The sequence below is a fragment of the Arthrobacter sp. ISL-65 genome (genome assembly GCF_018613795.1).
Classification (GTDB): Bacteria; Actinomycetota; Actinomycetes; order Actinomycetales; family Micrococcaceae; genus Arthrobacter.
The window spans coordinates 1-14,165 of record NZ_JAGGPN010000013.1 but is presented as its reverse complement, the minus strand read 5'-3'; the positions used below and the strand labels follow the sequence as shown (position 1 = coordinate 14,165).

The following is a 14,165-nucleotide window of genomic DNA, read 5'->3' as shown; positions in this document are numbered from 1 at the left end:
GTATATTGCACAGTGATGTGGATCACTAGGACGTGAATCCCCAGGCGAAAGGTGCCCCATGACAGTCACCGAGGACTTCCGTGCCGCACGCGACCAACTGCTCGCTTTGCGCCAGGACTACCGCCAGGCGAGGGCCAGCTTCGAATGGCCGCGGCCCCCGGAGTTCAACTTCGCACTCGACTGGTTTGACGCCATCGCTGCCGATCCTGCCAGCGGCGCCAACCCGGCGCTGGTGATCGTGGAGCAGGACGGCTCGGCCACCCGACGCAGCTTCGCGGAACTGGCGGCCCGGTCCAACCAGGTGGCCAGCTGGCTCCGCAGCCAGGGCGTGAAGCGCGGCGACCGCATGATCATCATGCTGGGCAATCAGGTGGAACTGTGGGAACTCGTGCTGGCCGGCATCAAGCTTGGCATCGTGCTGATCCCCACCACCACCCTCATGGGTCCCGCGGACCTGAAGGACCGGGTGGAGCGCGGGGAAGCGGGCTGGGCCGCCGTCGGCAGTTCAAACCTCGGCAAGTTTGCCGAGGTGCCCGGCAGCTACGGGCTGATCGAAATCCCCGACGCCGGCACGAGCGGCAGCGCAGTCGGCGGCGGCACTGAGGCGGGTGCCGGCACTGCGCAGGCGCTACAGTACGCGGATTCCACCGCCTCCCCCAGCGAGTTCACGCCCGACGCACCCACTTTGGCGGACGAAACCCTGCTCCTCTACTTCACCTCGGGCACCACCTCCAAGGCCAAGCTCGTGGAACACACGCACACGTCCTACCCGGTGGGCCACCTGTCCACGATGTACTGGATAGGCCTGGAGCCGGGCGACGTGCACCTTAACGTGGCCTCTCCGGGCTGGGCAAAACACGCCTGGTCCAACCTGTTCGCCCCGTGGATTGCCGAAGCCTGCGTGTTCGTCTACAACTACGAGCGCTTCGATGCCAAGGCCCTGATGGAGCAGATGGACCGGGAGAAGGTCACCAGCTTCTGCGCTCCGCCCACCGTGTGGCGGATGCTCATCCAGGCCGACCTGAGCCTCCTCAAGAATCCGCCCACCAAGGTTGTTTCCGCCGGAGAGCCGCTCAACGCGGAGGTCATCGGCCAGGTCCAGCGCGCCTGGGGCCAGACCATCCGCGACGGCTTCGGCCAGACCGAGACCACGGTGCAGGTGGCCAACACCCCCGCCCAGCCCGTCAAGACCGGCGCCATGGGCCAGCCCCTGCCGGGGTACGACGTGGTCCTCGTCGATCCGGTAACGGGAGAAGAAACGGACGACGGCGAGCTGTGCCTGCGCCTGGATCCCCGCCCCGCCGGGCTGATGAAGTCGTACTACGGCGACCCGGAGAAGACGGCCGAGGCCTTCCGCGGCGGCTACTACCACACGGGCGACATGGCCAGCCGGGACGAGCACGGCGTCATCACCTACGTGGGCCGGGACGACGACGTCTTCAAGTCCTCCGACTACCGGCTCTCCCCGTTCGAGCTGGAGAGCGTGCTCATCGAGCATCCGGCAGTGGCGGAGGCCGCCGTCGTCCCCTCCCCCGATCCGCTGAAGCTGTCCGTGCCCAAGGCATTCGTGGTGCTGGCGGCCGGCCACGAACCGGGACCCGAGCTCGCCGAGGAGATCCTGCGCTACTGCCGGGAACACCTGGCGCCGTTCAAGCGCATCCGCCGGCTTGAGTTCGCCGAGCTGCCGAAAACCATTTCGGGAAAAATCCGCCGCGTCGAGCTGCGGCACAGCGAGGAGCTCCGCCACGCGGACGGCACCCAACACGCGGCGGCCAGCGTTCCCCCCGGTCTGGGCACGGAATACTCCGAAACGGATTTCCCGGGCCTGAAAAGCCAGGGCTGAGCCGTGAGCCCTCCGCTGCCCCGTGACCCGATTGCCGATGCACAGCGCAACTGGGAGAGCCACGGCTGGAGTGACGTCGCCGCCCCGATGGCTGCCATCACGGCAATCATGCGCACCCAGCAGATCCTGCTGGCCCGCATCGAGGGGGCCCTGAGGCCGTTCGGACTGACCTTCGCCCGCTACGAACTGCTGGCGCTGCTCAGCTTCGCCAGGAGCGGCGCCCTGCCCATGAACAAGGCGAGCGCCCTGCTGCAGGTCCACCCCACCTCGGTGACCAACGCTGTTGACCGCCTCCAGACAGCAGGACTGGTGGTCCGCTCACCGCATCCCACGGACGGGCGCACCACGCTGATCGAGCTCACGGCTGAGGGCCGCACGCTGGCAAAAAGAGCGACGGCGGTGCTCAACGCCGAGGTTTTCGGCCAGTCCGGTTTCGGCGATGAGGACGTGAACCAGCTCATCCGGATCCTGGGCGACTTCCGCCGTGGCGCCGGGGACTTTACGGACTGACGGACTTTACGGACTTACCGGCTCCACGGATTGACCGGCTTCACCGACTGGCCAGCCGTCCGGGCCCCGCTGGAGCTCCTGGACGAACGTGTCAAGCAATGCCGCCTGCTGCGGGCTGTTGGCCAGCTGCACCAGGTCGGCAGCCGTGCTGGCCACCTTGATGTTGGTGTCCTGGCTGTACTTGGCCAGCAGGTCGAAAGCGGCCGCGGAACCAATCCGCAGGATGCCCATCAGGATGCCCTTCGCCTGTTCTATGGTGCTTCGCGTGCCAAGGGCACCCTCAACCGCCTCCCGTGCCGCCCTTTCCGTTTCCCAGTGCAGCGTGCTGGTCAAGTCAACAATGAACCCCTCAACAGCAATAAGCCTGCCGTCCTCCATGAGCGCCTCGCCGGCAGTGAGGACACGGTGTTCCCGCATGCGGGCATCAAGGATGCGGTGGTAGCTGCAGAAAAATCCGCCGGTTTCGCAGGCCGCCATGAAGATGTCATGGCAGCGGTCCTTGTCATCCGGATGCTTGTGGGCGTAGAGAAGCTCCACGGTGGGCACAATTTCGCCGCGGCGGTAACCGTGGAGCGTGTACAGCTCATCGGACCATTCAAGCCGCCCCGAAATGGCGTTGTAATGGAACGTGCCGGCAACACAATCTGCCGGCCCGAGAGCGCTGGAGTACGCCCGCACGGTTTTCGGAAGGCTCATCGCGGATCCCAGCCCCCTACCCGGCCATCCTCTGGCATTGGAGGGGCATGCGCATGGATAGGGGTCGAACGGCAGCGTGGGGGCGGGAACCGAGGAAGCGGTCCAAGGGATCCGTGGCAAGCTCCTTCACATGGCCCATCCCGGCGTACTCACGAACGGCAGCGATGCCTTCGACCGCGGCAGCCTTGCTGGGAAAAGGGCGGGATACGGCCATCACGGTGCCGTCCGGGGCGGTGAGCTGGAATCTAAAGGAATCCTCTGCGTCGATGAAGAGTTCGAACATGCCAGCCATTTAGCCCTCCTGGATACGGGAACACGGCATCCGGGACGCCGTAGTCGCCGGAAGCAGCTGAGGTTTTTCTCCTTACCGCTCCCGCGGATGAGCCGGGGCGGTAATTGAGGAATTTATGAAATTGTGAACTAGTTCCGGGTTCTTGGCAAGGGCGGTCCGCGGCCGCAACACCCCGCGCGCCCGGTCCTCCAGTAAAAGTTTCCCCCCACTCGTCGGGGACAGACCGTTCTGTCTCTATACTTGGGTCTATACGCCTTTGGGGGCACCGAGTCTGGGCGGGCCGGCAAGATCCGGCCGGGAAGCACGTGGCAAGTAACAGTGGAAGGAATCCAGAATGGGCGACATGCCCGACGGCGTGATCCACACCGGGGCAAAGGCCGACCTGTTCAAGTCCATGGGCCACCCTGCACGCATCCTGGTCCTGGAGATGCTGGTCAACGGCCCCGAGACCGTGAGCAATTTGCGGGACTGCACCGGGCTTGAAGCCTCGAACCTTTCCCAGCACCTCGGCATCCTGCGGCGCCAGCGGCTGATCGTTCCGTCCCGGAAGGACGGCCGCCTGTTTTACGAACTGACGTCACCCGAAGTACGCGAGGTCCTCGAAGCGGCCCGTGGCCTGCTGGGCTCCATCCTCGACGTTGGCGTCCTTCGTCAGCCGAACGGCGGAGCGAATGGCAACGGCTCCAACGCGGACCCCGGCGCCGCGCCAGCATCCGCTCTGGCGCCGGCAGCACAGGCCGCAGGCTAGGCGGGGTCGGCCACGGCGGCCGGCGCGGAATGCCCGAAAACCCAGGCCGCGACGTCGCTCCTCAGCACAACGTGCGGGCTGCCTGTTCCGCTGACGCTTCCGGCGGGCACGTAGTAGCCGCGGCCGCCGCCCGGACCGCCTGCAGCCCGGTCCAGCGCCTCCACGATCCTGCGGCTCAAGTGCCCCTGCGGGCCCGTGGCGTGGATTTCCTCAAGCTCGGCCGCGGTGAGCCGTCCCAATACAGCAGCGATGTCGGCCACGATCGTTCCCCTTTTCGCACGTTTGCCTGAAGTGCAACCCTACGGCACGGCAATTAACGGCCGGTGAATTCGCGGCGGCAATTCAGTACAGGAAGATGTCGATCCACGTCCGGTTGTGCGCGTGGAGCAGCACCAGGAACAACACGAAGTCGAAGAGCAGGTGCACGCTCACGATGTAGGACAGCGACTTGGTCACAGTGAAGATGCGGGCCTGCAGCAGGGCGAAGGGGTAAATGAAAAGCGGCGCCCAGGACTTGAACCCCAGTTCCCACAGGAAGGACGTGAACAGGACGGCCTGCAGCAGGTTGGCCTGCCAGTCGGGCAGGTGGCGGCGCAACAGGACGAAGCAGGTGCAGATGAAGAACAGCTCATCCCAGATGCCCAGGGCGTTGGTGCCGACAAAGAGCCGAGTGATGCCCTCGGGGTCGTGCACGGCGGGCCAGTTCGTGTAGACCCCGGTCCGGATCATATAGACGGGCAACAGGGCATAGCCGATCACCACGACGGCGGGCAGGTACCACTTCTCCGCACGTGTCCATTTCTGCCCGGTCCGCACCGGAAACACCACCGCATGCTCTTTGGTGACGAAGCGCGATACCGCATAGGGGATCCCCACCGCCGCGATCATGGCCGAGCCCATGACGAGCATGTGGGACGTGCTGACGTCGGTGGTGATGGGCACGGCACTGATGATGGCCACTCCGGCCGCAATCAGCGCGAGGTCGCGGAACAGCAGCCGGTCCACCAAGGCCGCGAGCACGAGGGCTGCAGCGAGCAGGGCATACCCCAACAGGCTCTGGTCCAGCGCGAACAGGATAAAGCCGGCCAGCGAGACCATGGCCGCCGGGACAACGCGCAGGGAAGTCCCCTTCACGGTGCGCTGCCCGGTCAGCCGAGTGCTCACCGGTGCCTGAACTCCGGCTGGCGCTTCTCCGCGAAAGCAGCCATGCCTTCCTTCTGGTCCTCGGAGGCGAAGAGCGAATGGAACAGCCGCCGTTCAAACAGCACGCCCTGCGCCAGCCCCGTCTCGAAGGCCGCGTTGACGGCTTCTTTGGCCAGCATGGCGGCCGGCTTCGACTTGGACGCGATGACCTCCGCAGCCTTCAGCGCCTCCTCCACGGTGTCCGCGGCAGGCACCACCCGTGCCACCAGGCCTGAGCGCTCCGCCTCGGCCGCGTCGATGAACCGACCGGTGAGGATCATGTCCATCGCCTTGGCCTTGCCCACGGCGCGGGTGAGCCGCTGGGACCCGCCCATACCCGGCACAACGCCGAGGTTGATCTCGGGCTGGCCGAACTTGGCGTTGTCGCCGGCGATGATGAAGTCGCACATCATGGCCAGCTCGCAGCCGCCGCCCAGCGCGAAACCGGACACGGCCGCGATCAGCGGAATGCGCAGCCTGGTGAGATCCTCCCACCCGCGGAACCAGTCGGCGTCGTACATCTCCAGGTAGCCCTTGTCCGCCATCTCCTTGATGTCAGCGCCGGCGGCGAAGGCCTTCCCCGAGCCGGTAATCACGACGGCGCCAACACCCGGATCCGCGTCCATGGCCGAAACCGCGGCCACGAGTTCTTCCAGGGTGGTCCTGTCCAGGGCGTTCAGCGCTTCGGGCCTGTTCAGGGTGACGAGGCCAACGCGCCCGCGGCTCTCCACCAGAATGTTCCCGTACTCGTGCGTCATCCATGCCCCTCACTGGTTGGTACGTCCTGTAACTAAGCCTACTGTCCTGACTTGTGCCGGATATCGGTGATGATGCCGGAGAAATCCCGGCCGGCCCCGCCTTCCGCGGCGAAGGCGTCGTAAATCTCGGAGGCCAGGGGGCCCATCCGGGCGGCCACGCCGGTGGACTGGAGTGCGTTCAGCGCCAACCGCAGGTCCTTGGCCATCAATGCCCCGGCGAAGCCCGGCTGGTAGTCGCGGTTGGCCGGGCTGGTGGGCACCGGCCCCGGGACCGGGCAGTTGGTGGTGAGGGCCCAGCACTGGCCCGATGCCGCGGACGCGACATCGAACAGCGCCTGGTGCGTCAGTCCCAGCTTTTCCCCGAGGACGAACGCCTCGCTGACCGCGATCATCGAGACACCCAGAATGAGGTTGTTGCAGACCTTCGCGGCCTGGCCGGAACCGTGTTCTCCGCAGAGCACCGCGCGTTTGCCCATGACGTCGAACAGCGGCCGCACTGTCTCGAAGTCCTCCGGCAGCGCGCCGACCATGAACGTCAGCGTCCCGGCCTCCGCCCCCACCACACCGCCGGAAACCGGCGCGTCCACGGAGCGGTGCCCGGCGTCGAGGGCCAGCCGGGCGGCTTCCCGTGCCTCGTCCACGTTGATGGTGGAGCAGTCCAGGAACATGGTGTTCGGCGCCGCGGCGGCCAGCAGTCCCGGCTCCCCGTCGTTGCCCCGGTAAGCGTCCAGCACATGCTGCCCGCTCGGGAACATCGTGAGCACGATCTCTGCTCCGGGGATGGTTTCCGCGGCACTCGCAGCGACGGGGATGCCGTGCTCGCGCGCGGCGTCCAGCGCGGCTGGCACCACGTCGAAGCCGATGACCTCGTAGCCTGCCTTGACAAGGTTGACCGCCATGGGACCGCCCATGTGGCCGAGCCCGAGGAAGGCAACGCGCGGTTTTGCAGCATCAGGCCGGGCTGCTTCCTCAGGCATGGCTACTTCATCTGGCATGGCTACTTCATCAGGCATGGTCCGACTCCCTTTCCCACAGAACCAGTTCCCGGTCCCCCAACGGCGCAAAGTACCGCTCGACGTCGTCCGGGTGCACCTCCTGCAGCGTGGCCGGCTGCCACTGAGGGGTGCGGTCCTTGTCCACCACTTGCGCCCGGATCCCCTCCCGGAAGTCCGGTCCGGCGAGGCAGCGCAGTCCCACGCGGTATTCCTCGGCGAGCGCTTGGTCGAGCGTCAGCCCGCGCGACCGGCGCAGCGAGGCCAGGGCCACCTTGACGGCGGTGGGCGACTTCGCCTCGATGGTGTCGGCAGCCGCAGCGGCCTCCCCGCCCGCGGCACGCAGCCGCCGGACGATCTCCTCGGCGTCGTCCGTTGAATAGCAGGGGTCGATCCAGTCCCGCTGCGCCTCCAGCGCCGAGGCCGCCGGCTTTTGGGCAAAGCGTGCGACGGCGGCTTCCGCGCTTTCGTTTTCCAGCACCGCCGCGAGGTCCGCGAGGCTGCCGGACGGGACAAAGTAATCGGCGAGCCCCAGGAACAGCGCATCGGCACCGCTCAGGTGGGCGCCGGTGAGGGCGGCATGGGTACCCGCCTCCCCCGGTGAGCGTGACAGCAGGAGGGTCCCGCCGACGTCGGGCACGAACCCGATGGTGGTCTCCGGCATCCCCGTCCGTGTGCGCTCGGTGACGATGCGCAGGGAGCCGTGCGCGGAGATGCCCACGCCGCCGCCCAGCACCAGCCCGTCCATGAAGGCGACGTAGGGTTTGGGGAACCGCTCGATCAGTGAGTTCAGCCGGTATTCGTCTGCCCAGAAGCCGGCCGTTTCGTCGCCACCGGCGAGGATGTCGCGGTAGATGGCGACGATGTCCCCGCCCGCGCACAGGCCGCGGTCGCCGGCACCCTGGACCAGCACGGTGGCAACGCTGTCGTCATCTGCCCAGGCGGTGAGCTGCTCGAGGACGGCGGTGACCATCCCTGCTGTGAGCGCGTTGACCGCCTTGGGCCGGTTGAGCGTAACCACCCCCAGTTTGCCCCGTTGTTCGAACAGCACCTGTTGTTCAGAGAGCATGCCTTGTTCAGAGAGCATGTCCTGTTCAGAAGGCACTTTTTGTTCAGCAAGCACGGCCGGGTTTGCCGGCGTCCTGTCCGGGGCAGGTTCAGTCATCAGCTTCCTTCCGGCATGATGAAGCTGGCGCCTTGCCGGATCCCGGAGGGCCAGCGCGAGGTCACGGTCTTGGTCTTGGTGTAGAAGCGGAAGGCGTCGGCGCCGTGCTGGTTGAGGTCACCGAAACCGGACGCCTTCCAGCCACCGAAGGTGTAGTAGGCAATGGGCACCGGGATGGGGACATTGATGCCCACCATTCCCACCTGCACCCGGCTGGCGAAGTCCCGGGCCGCGTCCCCGTCGCGGGTGAAGATGGCCACGCCGTTCCCGAACTCGTTCTCGCTGCAGAGCCGCAGCGCCTCATCGTAGTCGGACGCGCGGAGGACGCTGAGCACCGGGCCGAAGATCTCCTCGCGGTAGATCTTCATGTCCTTGGTGACATGATCGAACAGCGTGGGTCCCACCCAGAAGCCGCCGTCGTAGCCGTCCACGGCCAGGCCACGGCCGTCCACCAGGAGCGAGGCGCCCTCCTCCTCGCCGGACTTGATGTAGCCTTCGATCCGCTCCTTGGCGGCGGGCGTCACCACCGGCCCGAAGTCGGAGTCCTTGGCAAGGCTGTGGCCCACTTTCAGGGTTTTGATCCGCTCCTGCAGCCGTGCCACAAGACTGTTCGCGGTCTCCTCCCCCACGGGAACGGCCACGGAAACTGCCATGCAGCGTTCGCCGGCCGAACCGTACCCGGCCCCGATCAGGGCATCGGAGGCCATGTCCAGGTCCGCGTCCGGCATGATCACCATGTGGTTCTTGGCGCCGCCAAAGCACTGCGCCCGCTTGCCGTGGGCCGCCGCCGTGGCATAGATGTACTGGGCTATCGGGGTGGAACCAACGAAACCGATCGCCTGCACGCGCCCATCCTCGAGCAGCGCATCCACGGCTTCCTTGTCGCCGTTGACCACGTTGAACACGCCGTCCGGCACGCCCGCCTCGGAGTAGAGCTCAGCCAGCCGCAGGGGGACGGACGGATCGCGTTCGGATGGCTTGAGGATGAAGGCGTTGCCGGCCGCGAGCGCGGGCCCGGACTTCCACAGCGGGATCATGGCGGGGAAGTTGAACGGCGTAATGCCTGCAACCACGCCCAGCGGCTGGCGCATTGAGTGCACGTCGATGCCCGAGCCGGCGTCGTCGGAGAACTCGCCCTTGAGCAGGTGCGGGGCGCCGGCGGCGAACTCCACCACCTCGATGCCGCGCTGGATGTCGCCCCTGGCATCGGCGAGGGTTTTCCCGTGTTCCGAGGACAGGAGGGCGGCGAGCTCGTCCATGTTCTCGTTCACGAGGTCCACGAATTTGAGCAGGATGCGGCCGCGCCGCTGGGCGTTCATGGCGCCCCACTCCGGCTGGGCTTTTTCGGCGTTCGCGATGGCGTTCCGGACTTCTTCCGTGCCCGCCAGCGGCACCTTGGCCTGGACCTCCCCGGTGCAGGGATCAAAGACATCGCCGTACCGGCCGGACGTACCGTCTACCCGTCGGCCGCCAATGTAGTGGGAGAGATTGCGAACCATGGATGCTCCTTTGCATGACCCCGGTCATCGTTGGTGCTGAATCTACTCGGACTTCCTACTAAATTCCAGAGTCCGGCAGGTGAGGTTGGCAGCCGCACGGAGCTGCCGCCGTCGGAGGGCACTTTGACGGCCAGCCACTGCTCCGGGGCGCCTAATCCCGGCGTGTCCGCGCCAAAAGGCCCCTTTCTTGACGCGGTTGGACCCGGTTCGGGCAGCACAGCGCCGCCATCCGCCGAGAGTCCCATCCGCGTCCAAGTTCGGTAAGTTAGGACTGTGAAGATAGCTACCTGGAATGTGAACTCGCTGCGTGCCCGTGCCGACCGTGTGGAGGCGTGGCTGCAGCGCTCCGACTGTGACGTCCTGGCCATCCAGGAAACCAAGTGCAAGGACGACAACTTCCCGTGGGAGCTCTTCGAGCGCATGGGCTACGAGGTGGCACACTTCGGCGTCAACCAGTGGAACGGTGTGGCCATCGCATCGCGGGTGGGCCTGGACGACGTCGAACGCGGCTTCACTGACCAGCCGCACTTCGGCAAGGCGGGCAAGGATCCCGTCCAGGAAGCACGTGCCATGGCCGCCACCTGCGGCGGGGTCCGGGTGTGGAGCCTCTATGTCCCCAATGGGCGCTCCCTCGACGACGAGCACATGCCCTACAAGCTCAAGTGGCTTGATTCCCTGAAGAACCACGCGGCCGGCTGGATTTCTGAGGACCCGTCCAAGCAGGTCGCGCTGATGGGCGACTGGAACATCGCCCCCACGGACGACGACGTCTGGGACATCGACCTGTTCCTCACCCAGGGCTACACCCACGTCAGCGAACCGGAGCGGGCCGCGTTCCACGCCTTCGAGTCGGTGGGCTACTCGGACGTCGTGCGCCCCCACACCCCGGGCCCGGGCGTCTACACCTACTGGGACTACACCCAGCTGCGCTTCCCCAAGAAGGAGGGCATGCGGATCGACTTCGTGCTCGCCTCGCCGGCCCTCGCCTCGCGCGTTTCCGGCGCGTCGATCGACCGCGAGGAACGCAAGGGCAAGGGCGCATCCGACCACGCACCGGTGATTGTGGAACTGACCGACTGATGGAGGCTGACGGCTGATGACAGGCAGGCATTCATGACGGGCAACCTCTACCGGGGCCAGGCCGGGCTCCCGTTTTCCTCCACGCTGCGCATCTATGAACCGCTGGACGCATTTCCCGAGGATCAGCAGGCCGCCATCAGGTCAGCCGGTGAGCGGGCGGTGTCCCGCGCCGCCGTCGAAAACGCGGAGCTGCTGGCATCCCTGGGGCGGATCACCCGGCCGGGCGGCGATCCGTTCCCCACCGGCCGGACCGACCTGGTGCGCGTCACCCGCGCCCCGGGTGTCCCCGTGGAGGATGCCGGCAAGGAAAGCGCAGAGGAGGAAACGGCCGACGGCGTCGGGTTGCTTTACTGCCCCAGCCAACTGGTGCTTCGGGCCGGGTTGGCGGCAAACGCGCTGATCGAGGGCATCCACGGACCTCTGGCCGAGCTGCTGATCCCCGAGGAGCAGCGGGACAGACACCAGGAACGCATCGACCTGGTCAACGCGCGCGACGGCATCACCCGGGTGCACACCCGTGCCTCCACCTGGGGCATCCCCTTCAGCTGGTTCTCGCTGTTCCTCGAGTCCGACCCGCAGGACGTCGTGGAGGCCGGCGGCAGGATCCTCACTGTGCGTGTGTGGGCGCCCATCTCCGACGCCCTCGACCGGGTGCGCTACGCCGTGGCGAACCTGGCCCTCGCGGCGCCTGACCTTGACATGCTGGACGATCTCACCCAGCTCACCGAATGGCTGGAGCTCTTCCACGCGGACTCGATGGTGGAACTGGACTACGGCGCGGTGGCGGACAAGGTCTACCCGGACGACTCCCCCATGGACGTGCGGCTGGGGATCGAGTGCCTCGCGGAGGGTGACATGACGGGCGCGGCCGCCGCCTACCGCCGGCTGGCTTCCCGCTGGATCCCGATCCGCCAACTGGCCCGGGCCTCGTAAACCCGGCAAGCTACCCGGCCCGGCACCCGGCTCTTACAAAGACGTCAGGTGCGCTGCTAGGAGGTCCGGGGCGGCGCCGTCGTGCGTCTGACGATCAGCCGGTGGGGCGCGACGGAGGACCGCACCGAACCGGGGATCCCCAAGAGTTCGTCGAGCAGCATCTTGGTGCCAAGCTCGGCTTGCTCGTCGGGCCGCTGCCCCACAGTGGTGAGACCGATGGCGTCGGAAAAATCGTGGTCGTCTATGCCGATCACGGACAGGTCCTCCGGAACCCGGACGCCGACGCGGTTCGCTTCGAAGATGACCCCCATGGCCATTTCATCTGAGGCACAGAAGATGGCGGTCGGTTTCTCGCCGGGCTGGGCCCACAGCCGCCGGAACGCCTCCTGGCCGCTGCGGACTGTGAAGTCGCCCCACTCGTCCCACTCGGGACGGACTTCCAGGCCGGCAGCTGTCATGACGTCCTGGAAGGCCAGGATGCGGACCCGGGGAACATCGAAGTTGAGGTCGGTTTCATCGTCGCCGTGCAGCAGCGCGATGTCCCGGTGGCCGAGTTCGATCAGGTGCTTGACGGCGGTGGAGGCTGCCGCGTAGTCGTCGATGCCGATGTAGGCACATTCCTCAACGTGGCCGCCCACCACCACCAGCGGGATGTCGATCTTTTGCAAGTGCTCCAGCTCGTCCCGGGTCAGCGCCATACACAGGACCAGGAGGGCGTCAATCTGCTTGTAGACCATGGTCTTGCTGAAGAGCCGCTCGCGGCGGCTGCCGTGGCCGCCCAAGTTGAAGAGTGAAAGGTTGTACTGCCGGGCATGGAGTTCGCGGTCCGCGCCCTCGATGGCCTTGGAGAAGAACCACCGGCTCACAAACGGGGCCAGCACGCCAATGGTCTTGGTGCGTCCCGTGGCAAGGCCGGACGCGGAGGATGAGGCAACGTAGCCCAGCGCCGCTGCCACCTCCAGGATTTTTTCCCGGGTTGCCGGCGAGACCCTGGGCAACCCCCGCACGGCGCGTGACACGGTTGCCGTGGAAACTCCGGCGGCCGCGGCCACGTCCTCAATACTGACTCCTGAGTGGCCACCGCGCTGTGCCCTTTCAGTAGTGCGCGCCACGATGTCCTCTCCAAGCCCTCATGCAGATTTCCGCCATGCAGTTCCCCGGCGGCAAGAATCCATTTTAGTCCCGCAGGTGTTACTTGCGGCGCGTTGCCGTGCGCACGGGGAGGCGCCTGCGGAGCCTGACCATGCCATACAGTGCCAGCAGTGTGGCCAGCAGCCCCAGCGCCCAGAAGACGGCGGGCTGCGCCGTCACCTCCATCCAGACGGTGACGACGAGCAGCACCACGGCCCAGAAGCCAAGGAATCCGATGATGATGTCGAAGTCCTCGCCGGAGCGGACGCGCTTGGGCGCGATCGGTTCCGGCTTCCTGCCCTGTGGTGCTGCTCCGTGCGTCACTTGACAGCGCCCGCCGTCAGGCCGGCCACAATCTTGCGCTGGAACACCAGCACCAGGATGACCAGCGGAATGGTGACGATGGTGCCTGCCGCCATGATGGCCGTGTACGGGACCTGGTTAGGCTGGGCCCCGGCGAAGTTGGCGATTGCCACCGTTACCGGCTGCGTTGCATCGCTGGACAGCTGGCTGGCGATCAGGAATTCATTCCAGGAGGAGATGAACGCCAGAATCGCCGTGGTGAAGATGGCCGGCGCGGCGAGGGGCATGATGACCTTGCGGAACGCCTGCCCCTGCGTGCAGCCGTCCACCCGGGCCGACTCCTCCAGCTCCCACGGCATCTCCCGGAAGAAGGAGGTCATGGTGTAGACGGTCAGCGGCAGAACGAACGAAATGTTCGGGATGATCAGCGCCTGGTACGAACCCATCCAGCCGATGTTGGTGAACAGCTGGAACAGCGGGGTGATCAGGGCAACGCCCGGGAACATGGATGCGCCCAGGATGAAGCCGAGCACCAGGTACTTGAACCGGAAGCTCAGCCGCGCAAGCGCGTACGCCGCGAAAACACCGATAACCAGCGACACCAGCGTGACGACGCCGCCGATAAAGATGCTGTTCAGCAGTGCCTGGCCGAACCGGTTGCCGAACGAGGTGTCGAACGCGGTGTTGAAGTTGTCCAGCGTGACATGGCTGGGCAGGATCGAGGTGTCGTAGGTGAAGCCCACCTCGCGGAACGCCGTCACCACCATCCAGTAGGCCGGTGCCAGGCACCAGATCAGGATAACGGCGGCGCTGATGTAGGTCCTGCCCTGCGCCCACTTCTCCTTGTTCTGTGCCTTGCGGCGGCCTCGGTCCTGCTCCGCGCGCAGGCTTGTGGCGGAGGATGTCGCGGCGGTCATTTCTTCCCCTTACCGGTGGCGCCGCTCTGTTCAACAACATTTGCCCCGAGGAACCGGACAAAGATGAACGCGACAAGAAAGATGATGATGAAGGTGATGGTCGACAACGCCGCGGC

The 14,165-nt window shown here is 66.3% G+C and carries 16 protein-coding genes and 1 pseudogene; 5 read left to right on the top strand and 12 right to left on the bottom strand.

Annotated elements, in window-relative coordinates; genetic code table 11:
- The first annotated feature begins 58 nt into the window (after positions 1-58).
- On the top strand, positions 59-1,843 hold the full coding sequence (locus J7I85_RS05715) for an AMP-binding protein (RefSeq protein ID WP_214847839.1): 1,785 nt from the start codon (positions 59-61) through the stop codon (positions 1,841-1,843).
- Between the two features lie 3 nt (positions 1,844-1,846).
- Complete coding sequence (locus J7I85_RS05710) at positions 1,847-2,353, top strand: MarR family winged helix-turn-helix transcriptional regulator (RefSeq protein WP_214847836.1); 507 nt, start codon at positions 1,847-1,849, stop codon at positions 2,351-2,353.
- Between the two features lie 6 nt (positions 2,354-2,359).
- On the opposite strand, the gene J7I85_RS05705 is transcribed toward J7I85_RS05710, so the two are convergent.
- A complete protein-coding gene (locus tag J7I85_RS05705; RefSeq protein ID WP_214847834.1) occupies positions 2,360-3,049 on the bottom strand; it encodes a PAS and ANTAR domain-containing protein in 690 nt (229 codons plus the stop codon).
- 16 nt (positions 3,050-3,065) lie between these two features.
- Positions 3,066-3,341 (bottom strand): DUF1508 domain-containing protein, encoded by a 276-nt coding sequence (locus tag J7I85_RS05700; protein WP_214847832.1) that lies wholly within the window; start codon positions 3,339-3,341, stop codon positions 3,066-3,068.
- 334 nt (positions 3,342-3,675) lie between these two features.
- On the opposite strand from J7I85_RS05700, the gene J7I85_RS05695 reads away from it, so the two are divergent.
- Positions 3,676-4,089, top strand: coding sequence for a helix-turn-helix transcriptional regulator (locus J7I85_RS05695; RefSeq protein ID WP_214847831.1), 414 nt, complete (start codon positions 3,676-3,678; stop codon positions 4,087-4,089).
- Here J7I85_RS05695 and J7I85_RS05690 read toward each other — a convergent pair.
- From J7I85_RS05690 to J7I85_RS05665, 6 genes are all read right to left on the bottom strand, one after another.
- Positions 4,086-4,349, bottom strand: coding sequence for a hypothetical protein (locus J7I85_RS05690; protein WP_214847824.1), 264 nt, complete (start codon positions 4,347-4,349; stop codon positions 4,086-4,088). The two genes, J7I85_RS05695 and J7I85_RS05690, sit on opposite strands and share 4 nt — an antisense overlap.
- Positions 4,350-4,431: 82 nt before the next feature.
- The gene (locus J7I85_RS05685) at positions 4,432-5,253 is read right to left on the bottom strand and encodes a type II CAAX prenyl endopeptidase Rce1 family protein (RefSeq protein ID WP_214847821.1); all 822 of its coding nucleotides are present in this window, start codon (positions 5,251-5,253) and stop codon (positions 4,432-4,434) included.
- Complete coding sequence (locus J7I85_RS05680; protein ID WP_214847819.1) at positions 5,250-6,029, bottom strand: enoyl-CoA hydratase; 780 nt, start codon at positions 6,027-6,029, stop codon at positions 5,250-5,252. Before J7I85_RS05680 ends, J7I85_RS05685 begins: the two co-directional genes overlap by 4 nt.
- A gap of 38 nt (positions 6,030-6,067) precedes the next feature.
- Positions 6,068-7,006, bottom strand: coding sequence for a 3-hydroxyisobutyrate dehydrogenase (gene mmsB / locus J7I85_RS05675; protein ID WP_214847876.1), 939 nt, complete (start codon positions 7,004-7,006; stop codon positions 6,068-6,070).
- A 28-nt stretch (positions 7,007-7,034) separates the two neighbouring features.
- The gene (locus J7I85_RS05670) at positions 7,035-8,090 is read right to left on the bottom strand and encodes an enoyl-CoA hydratase/isomerase family protein (protein WP_374102444.1); all 1,056 of its coding nucleotides are present in this window, start codon (positions 8,088-8,090) and stop codon (positions 7,035-7,037) included.
- Between the two features lie 95 nt (positions 8,091-8,185).
- The gene (locus tag J7I85_RS05665; protein WP_214847816.1) at positions 8,186-9,685 is read right to left on the bottom strand and encodes a CoA-acylating methylmalonate-semialdehyde dehydrogenase; all 1,500 of its coding nucleotides are present in this window, start codon (positions 9,683-9,685) and stop codon (positions 8,186-8,188) included.
- Between the two features lie 273 nt (positions 9,686-9,958).
- On the opposite strand from J7I85_RS05665, the gene J7I85_RS05660 reads away from it, so the two are divergent.
- Together J7I85_RS05660 and J7I85_RS05655 are read left to right on the top strand one after the other, a co-directional pair.
- Positions 9,959-10,765: an exodeoxyribonuclease III gene (locus tag J7I85_RS05660; protein ID WP_102972953.1), complete on the top strand. Its 807-nt coding sequence runs from the start codon at positions 9,959-9,961 to the stop codon at positions 10,763-10,765.
- Between the two features lie 33 nt (positions 10,766-10,798).
- Entirely contained in the window at positions 10,799-11,698 is a 900-nt protein-coding gene (locus J7I85_RS05655; RefSeq protein ID WP_214847814.1) for a hypothetical protein, read from the top strand.
- A gap of 56 nt (positions 11,699-11,754) precedes the next feature.
- Here the strand turns inward: J7I85_RS05655 and J7I85_RS05650 are convergent, their stop codons facing one another.
- From J7I85_RS05650 to J7I85_RS24915, 4 genes and pseudogenes are all read right to left on the bottom strand, one after another.
- The gene (locus J7I85_RS05650) at positions 11,755-12,810 is read right to left on the bottom strand and encodes a LacI family DNA-binding transcriptional regulator (protein WP_214847812.1); all 1,056 of its coding nucleotides are present in this window, start codon (positions 12,808-12,810) and stop codon (positions 11,755-11,757) included.
- A 79-nt stretch (positions 12,811-12,889) separates the two neighbouring features.
- Positions 12,890-13,153 (bottom strand): hypothetical protein, encoded by a 264-nt coding sequence (locus J7I85_RS05645; protein ID WP_214847810.1) that lies wholly within the window; start codon positions 13,151-13,153, stop codon positions 12,890-12,892.
- Positions 13,150-14,049: a carbohydrate ABC transporter permease gene (locus J7I85_RS05640; protein WP_214847808.1), complete on the bottom strand. Its 900-nt coding sequence runs from the start codon at positions 14,047-14,049 to the stop codon at positions 13,150-13,152. Before J7I85_RS05640 ends, J7I85_RS05645 begins: the two co-directional genes overlap by 4 nt.
- A pseudogene (locus J7I85_RS24915) lies at positions 14,046-14,165 on the bottom strand (sugar ABC transporter permease); the annotation flags it as partial. The gene J7I85_RS05640 and the pseudogene J7I85_RS24915, both read right to left, overlap by 4 nt.

What these genes read in the sequence shown, in the direction of transcription:
- mmsB (WP_214847876.1), bottom strand. Translation starts at nt 7,006, where the DNA reads ATGCCTGAGGAAGCAGCCCGGCCTGATGCTGCAAAACCGCGCGTTGCC.
- J7I85_RS05640 (WP_214847808.1), bottom strand. Translation starts at nt 14,049, where the DNA reads ATGACCGCCGCGACATCCTCCGCCACAAGCCTGCGCGCGGAGCAGGAC.
- J7I85_RS05695 (WP_214847831.1), top strand. Translation starts at nt 3,676, where the DNA reads ATGGGCGACATGCCCGACGGCGTGATCCACACCGGGGCAAAGGCCGAC.
- J7I85_RS05705 (WP_214847834.1), bottom strand. Translation starts at nt 3,049, where the DNA reads ATGAGCCTTCCGAAAACCGTGCGGGCGTACTCCAGCGCTCTCGGGCCG.
- J7I85_RS05700 (WP_214847832.1), bottom strand. Translation starts at nt 3,341, where the DNA reads ATGGCTGGCATGTTCGAACTCTTCATCGACGCAGAGGATTCCTTTAGA.
- J7I85_RS05715 (WP_214847839.1), top strand. Translation starts at nt 59, where the DNA reads ATGACAGTCACCGAGGACTTCCGTGCCGCACGCGACCAACTGCTCGCT.
- J7I85_RS05670 (WP_374102444.1), bottom strand. Translation starts at nt 8,090, where the DNA reads ATGCTCTCTGAACAACAGGTGCTGTTCGAACAACGGGGCAAACTGGGG.
- J7I85_RS05665 (WP_214847816.1), bottom strand. Translation starts at nt 9,685, where the DNA reads ATGGTTCGCAATCTCTCCCACTACATTGGCGGCCGACGGGTAGACGGT.
- J7I85_RS05680 (WP_214847819.1), bottom strand. Translation starts at nt 6,029, where the DNA reads ATGACGCACGAGTACGGGAACATTCTGGTGGAGAGCCGCGGGCGCGTT.
- J7I85_RS05655 (WP_214847814.1), top strand. Translation starts at nt 10,799, where the DNA reads ATGACGGGCAACCTCTACCGGGGCCAGGCCGGGCTCCCGTTTTCCTCC.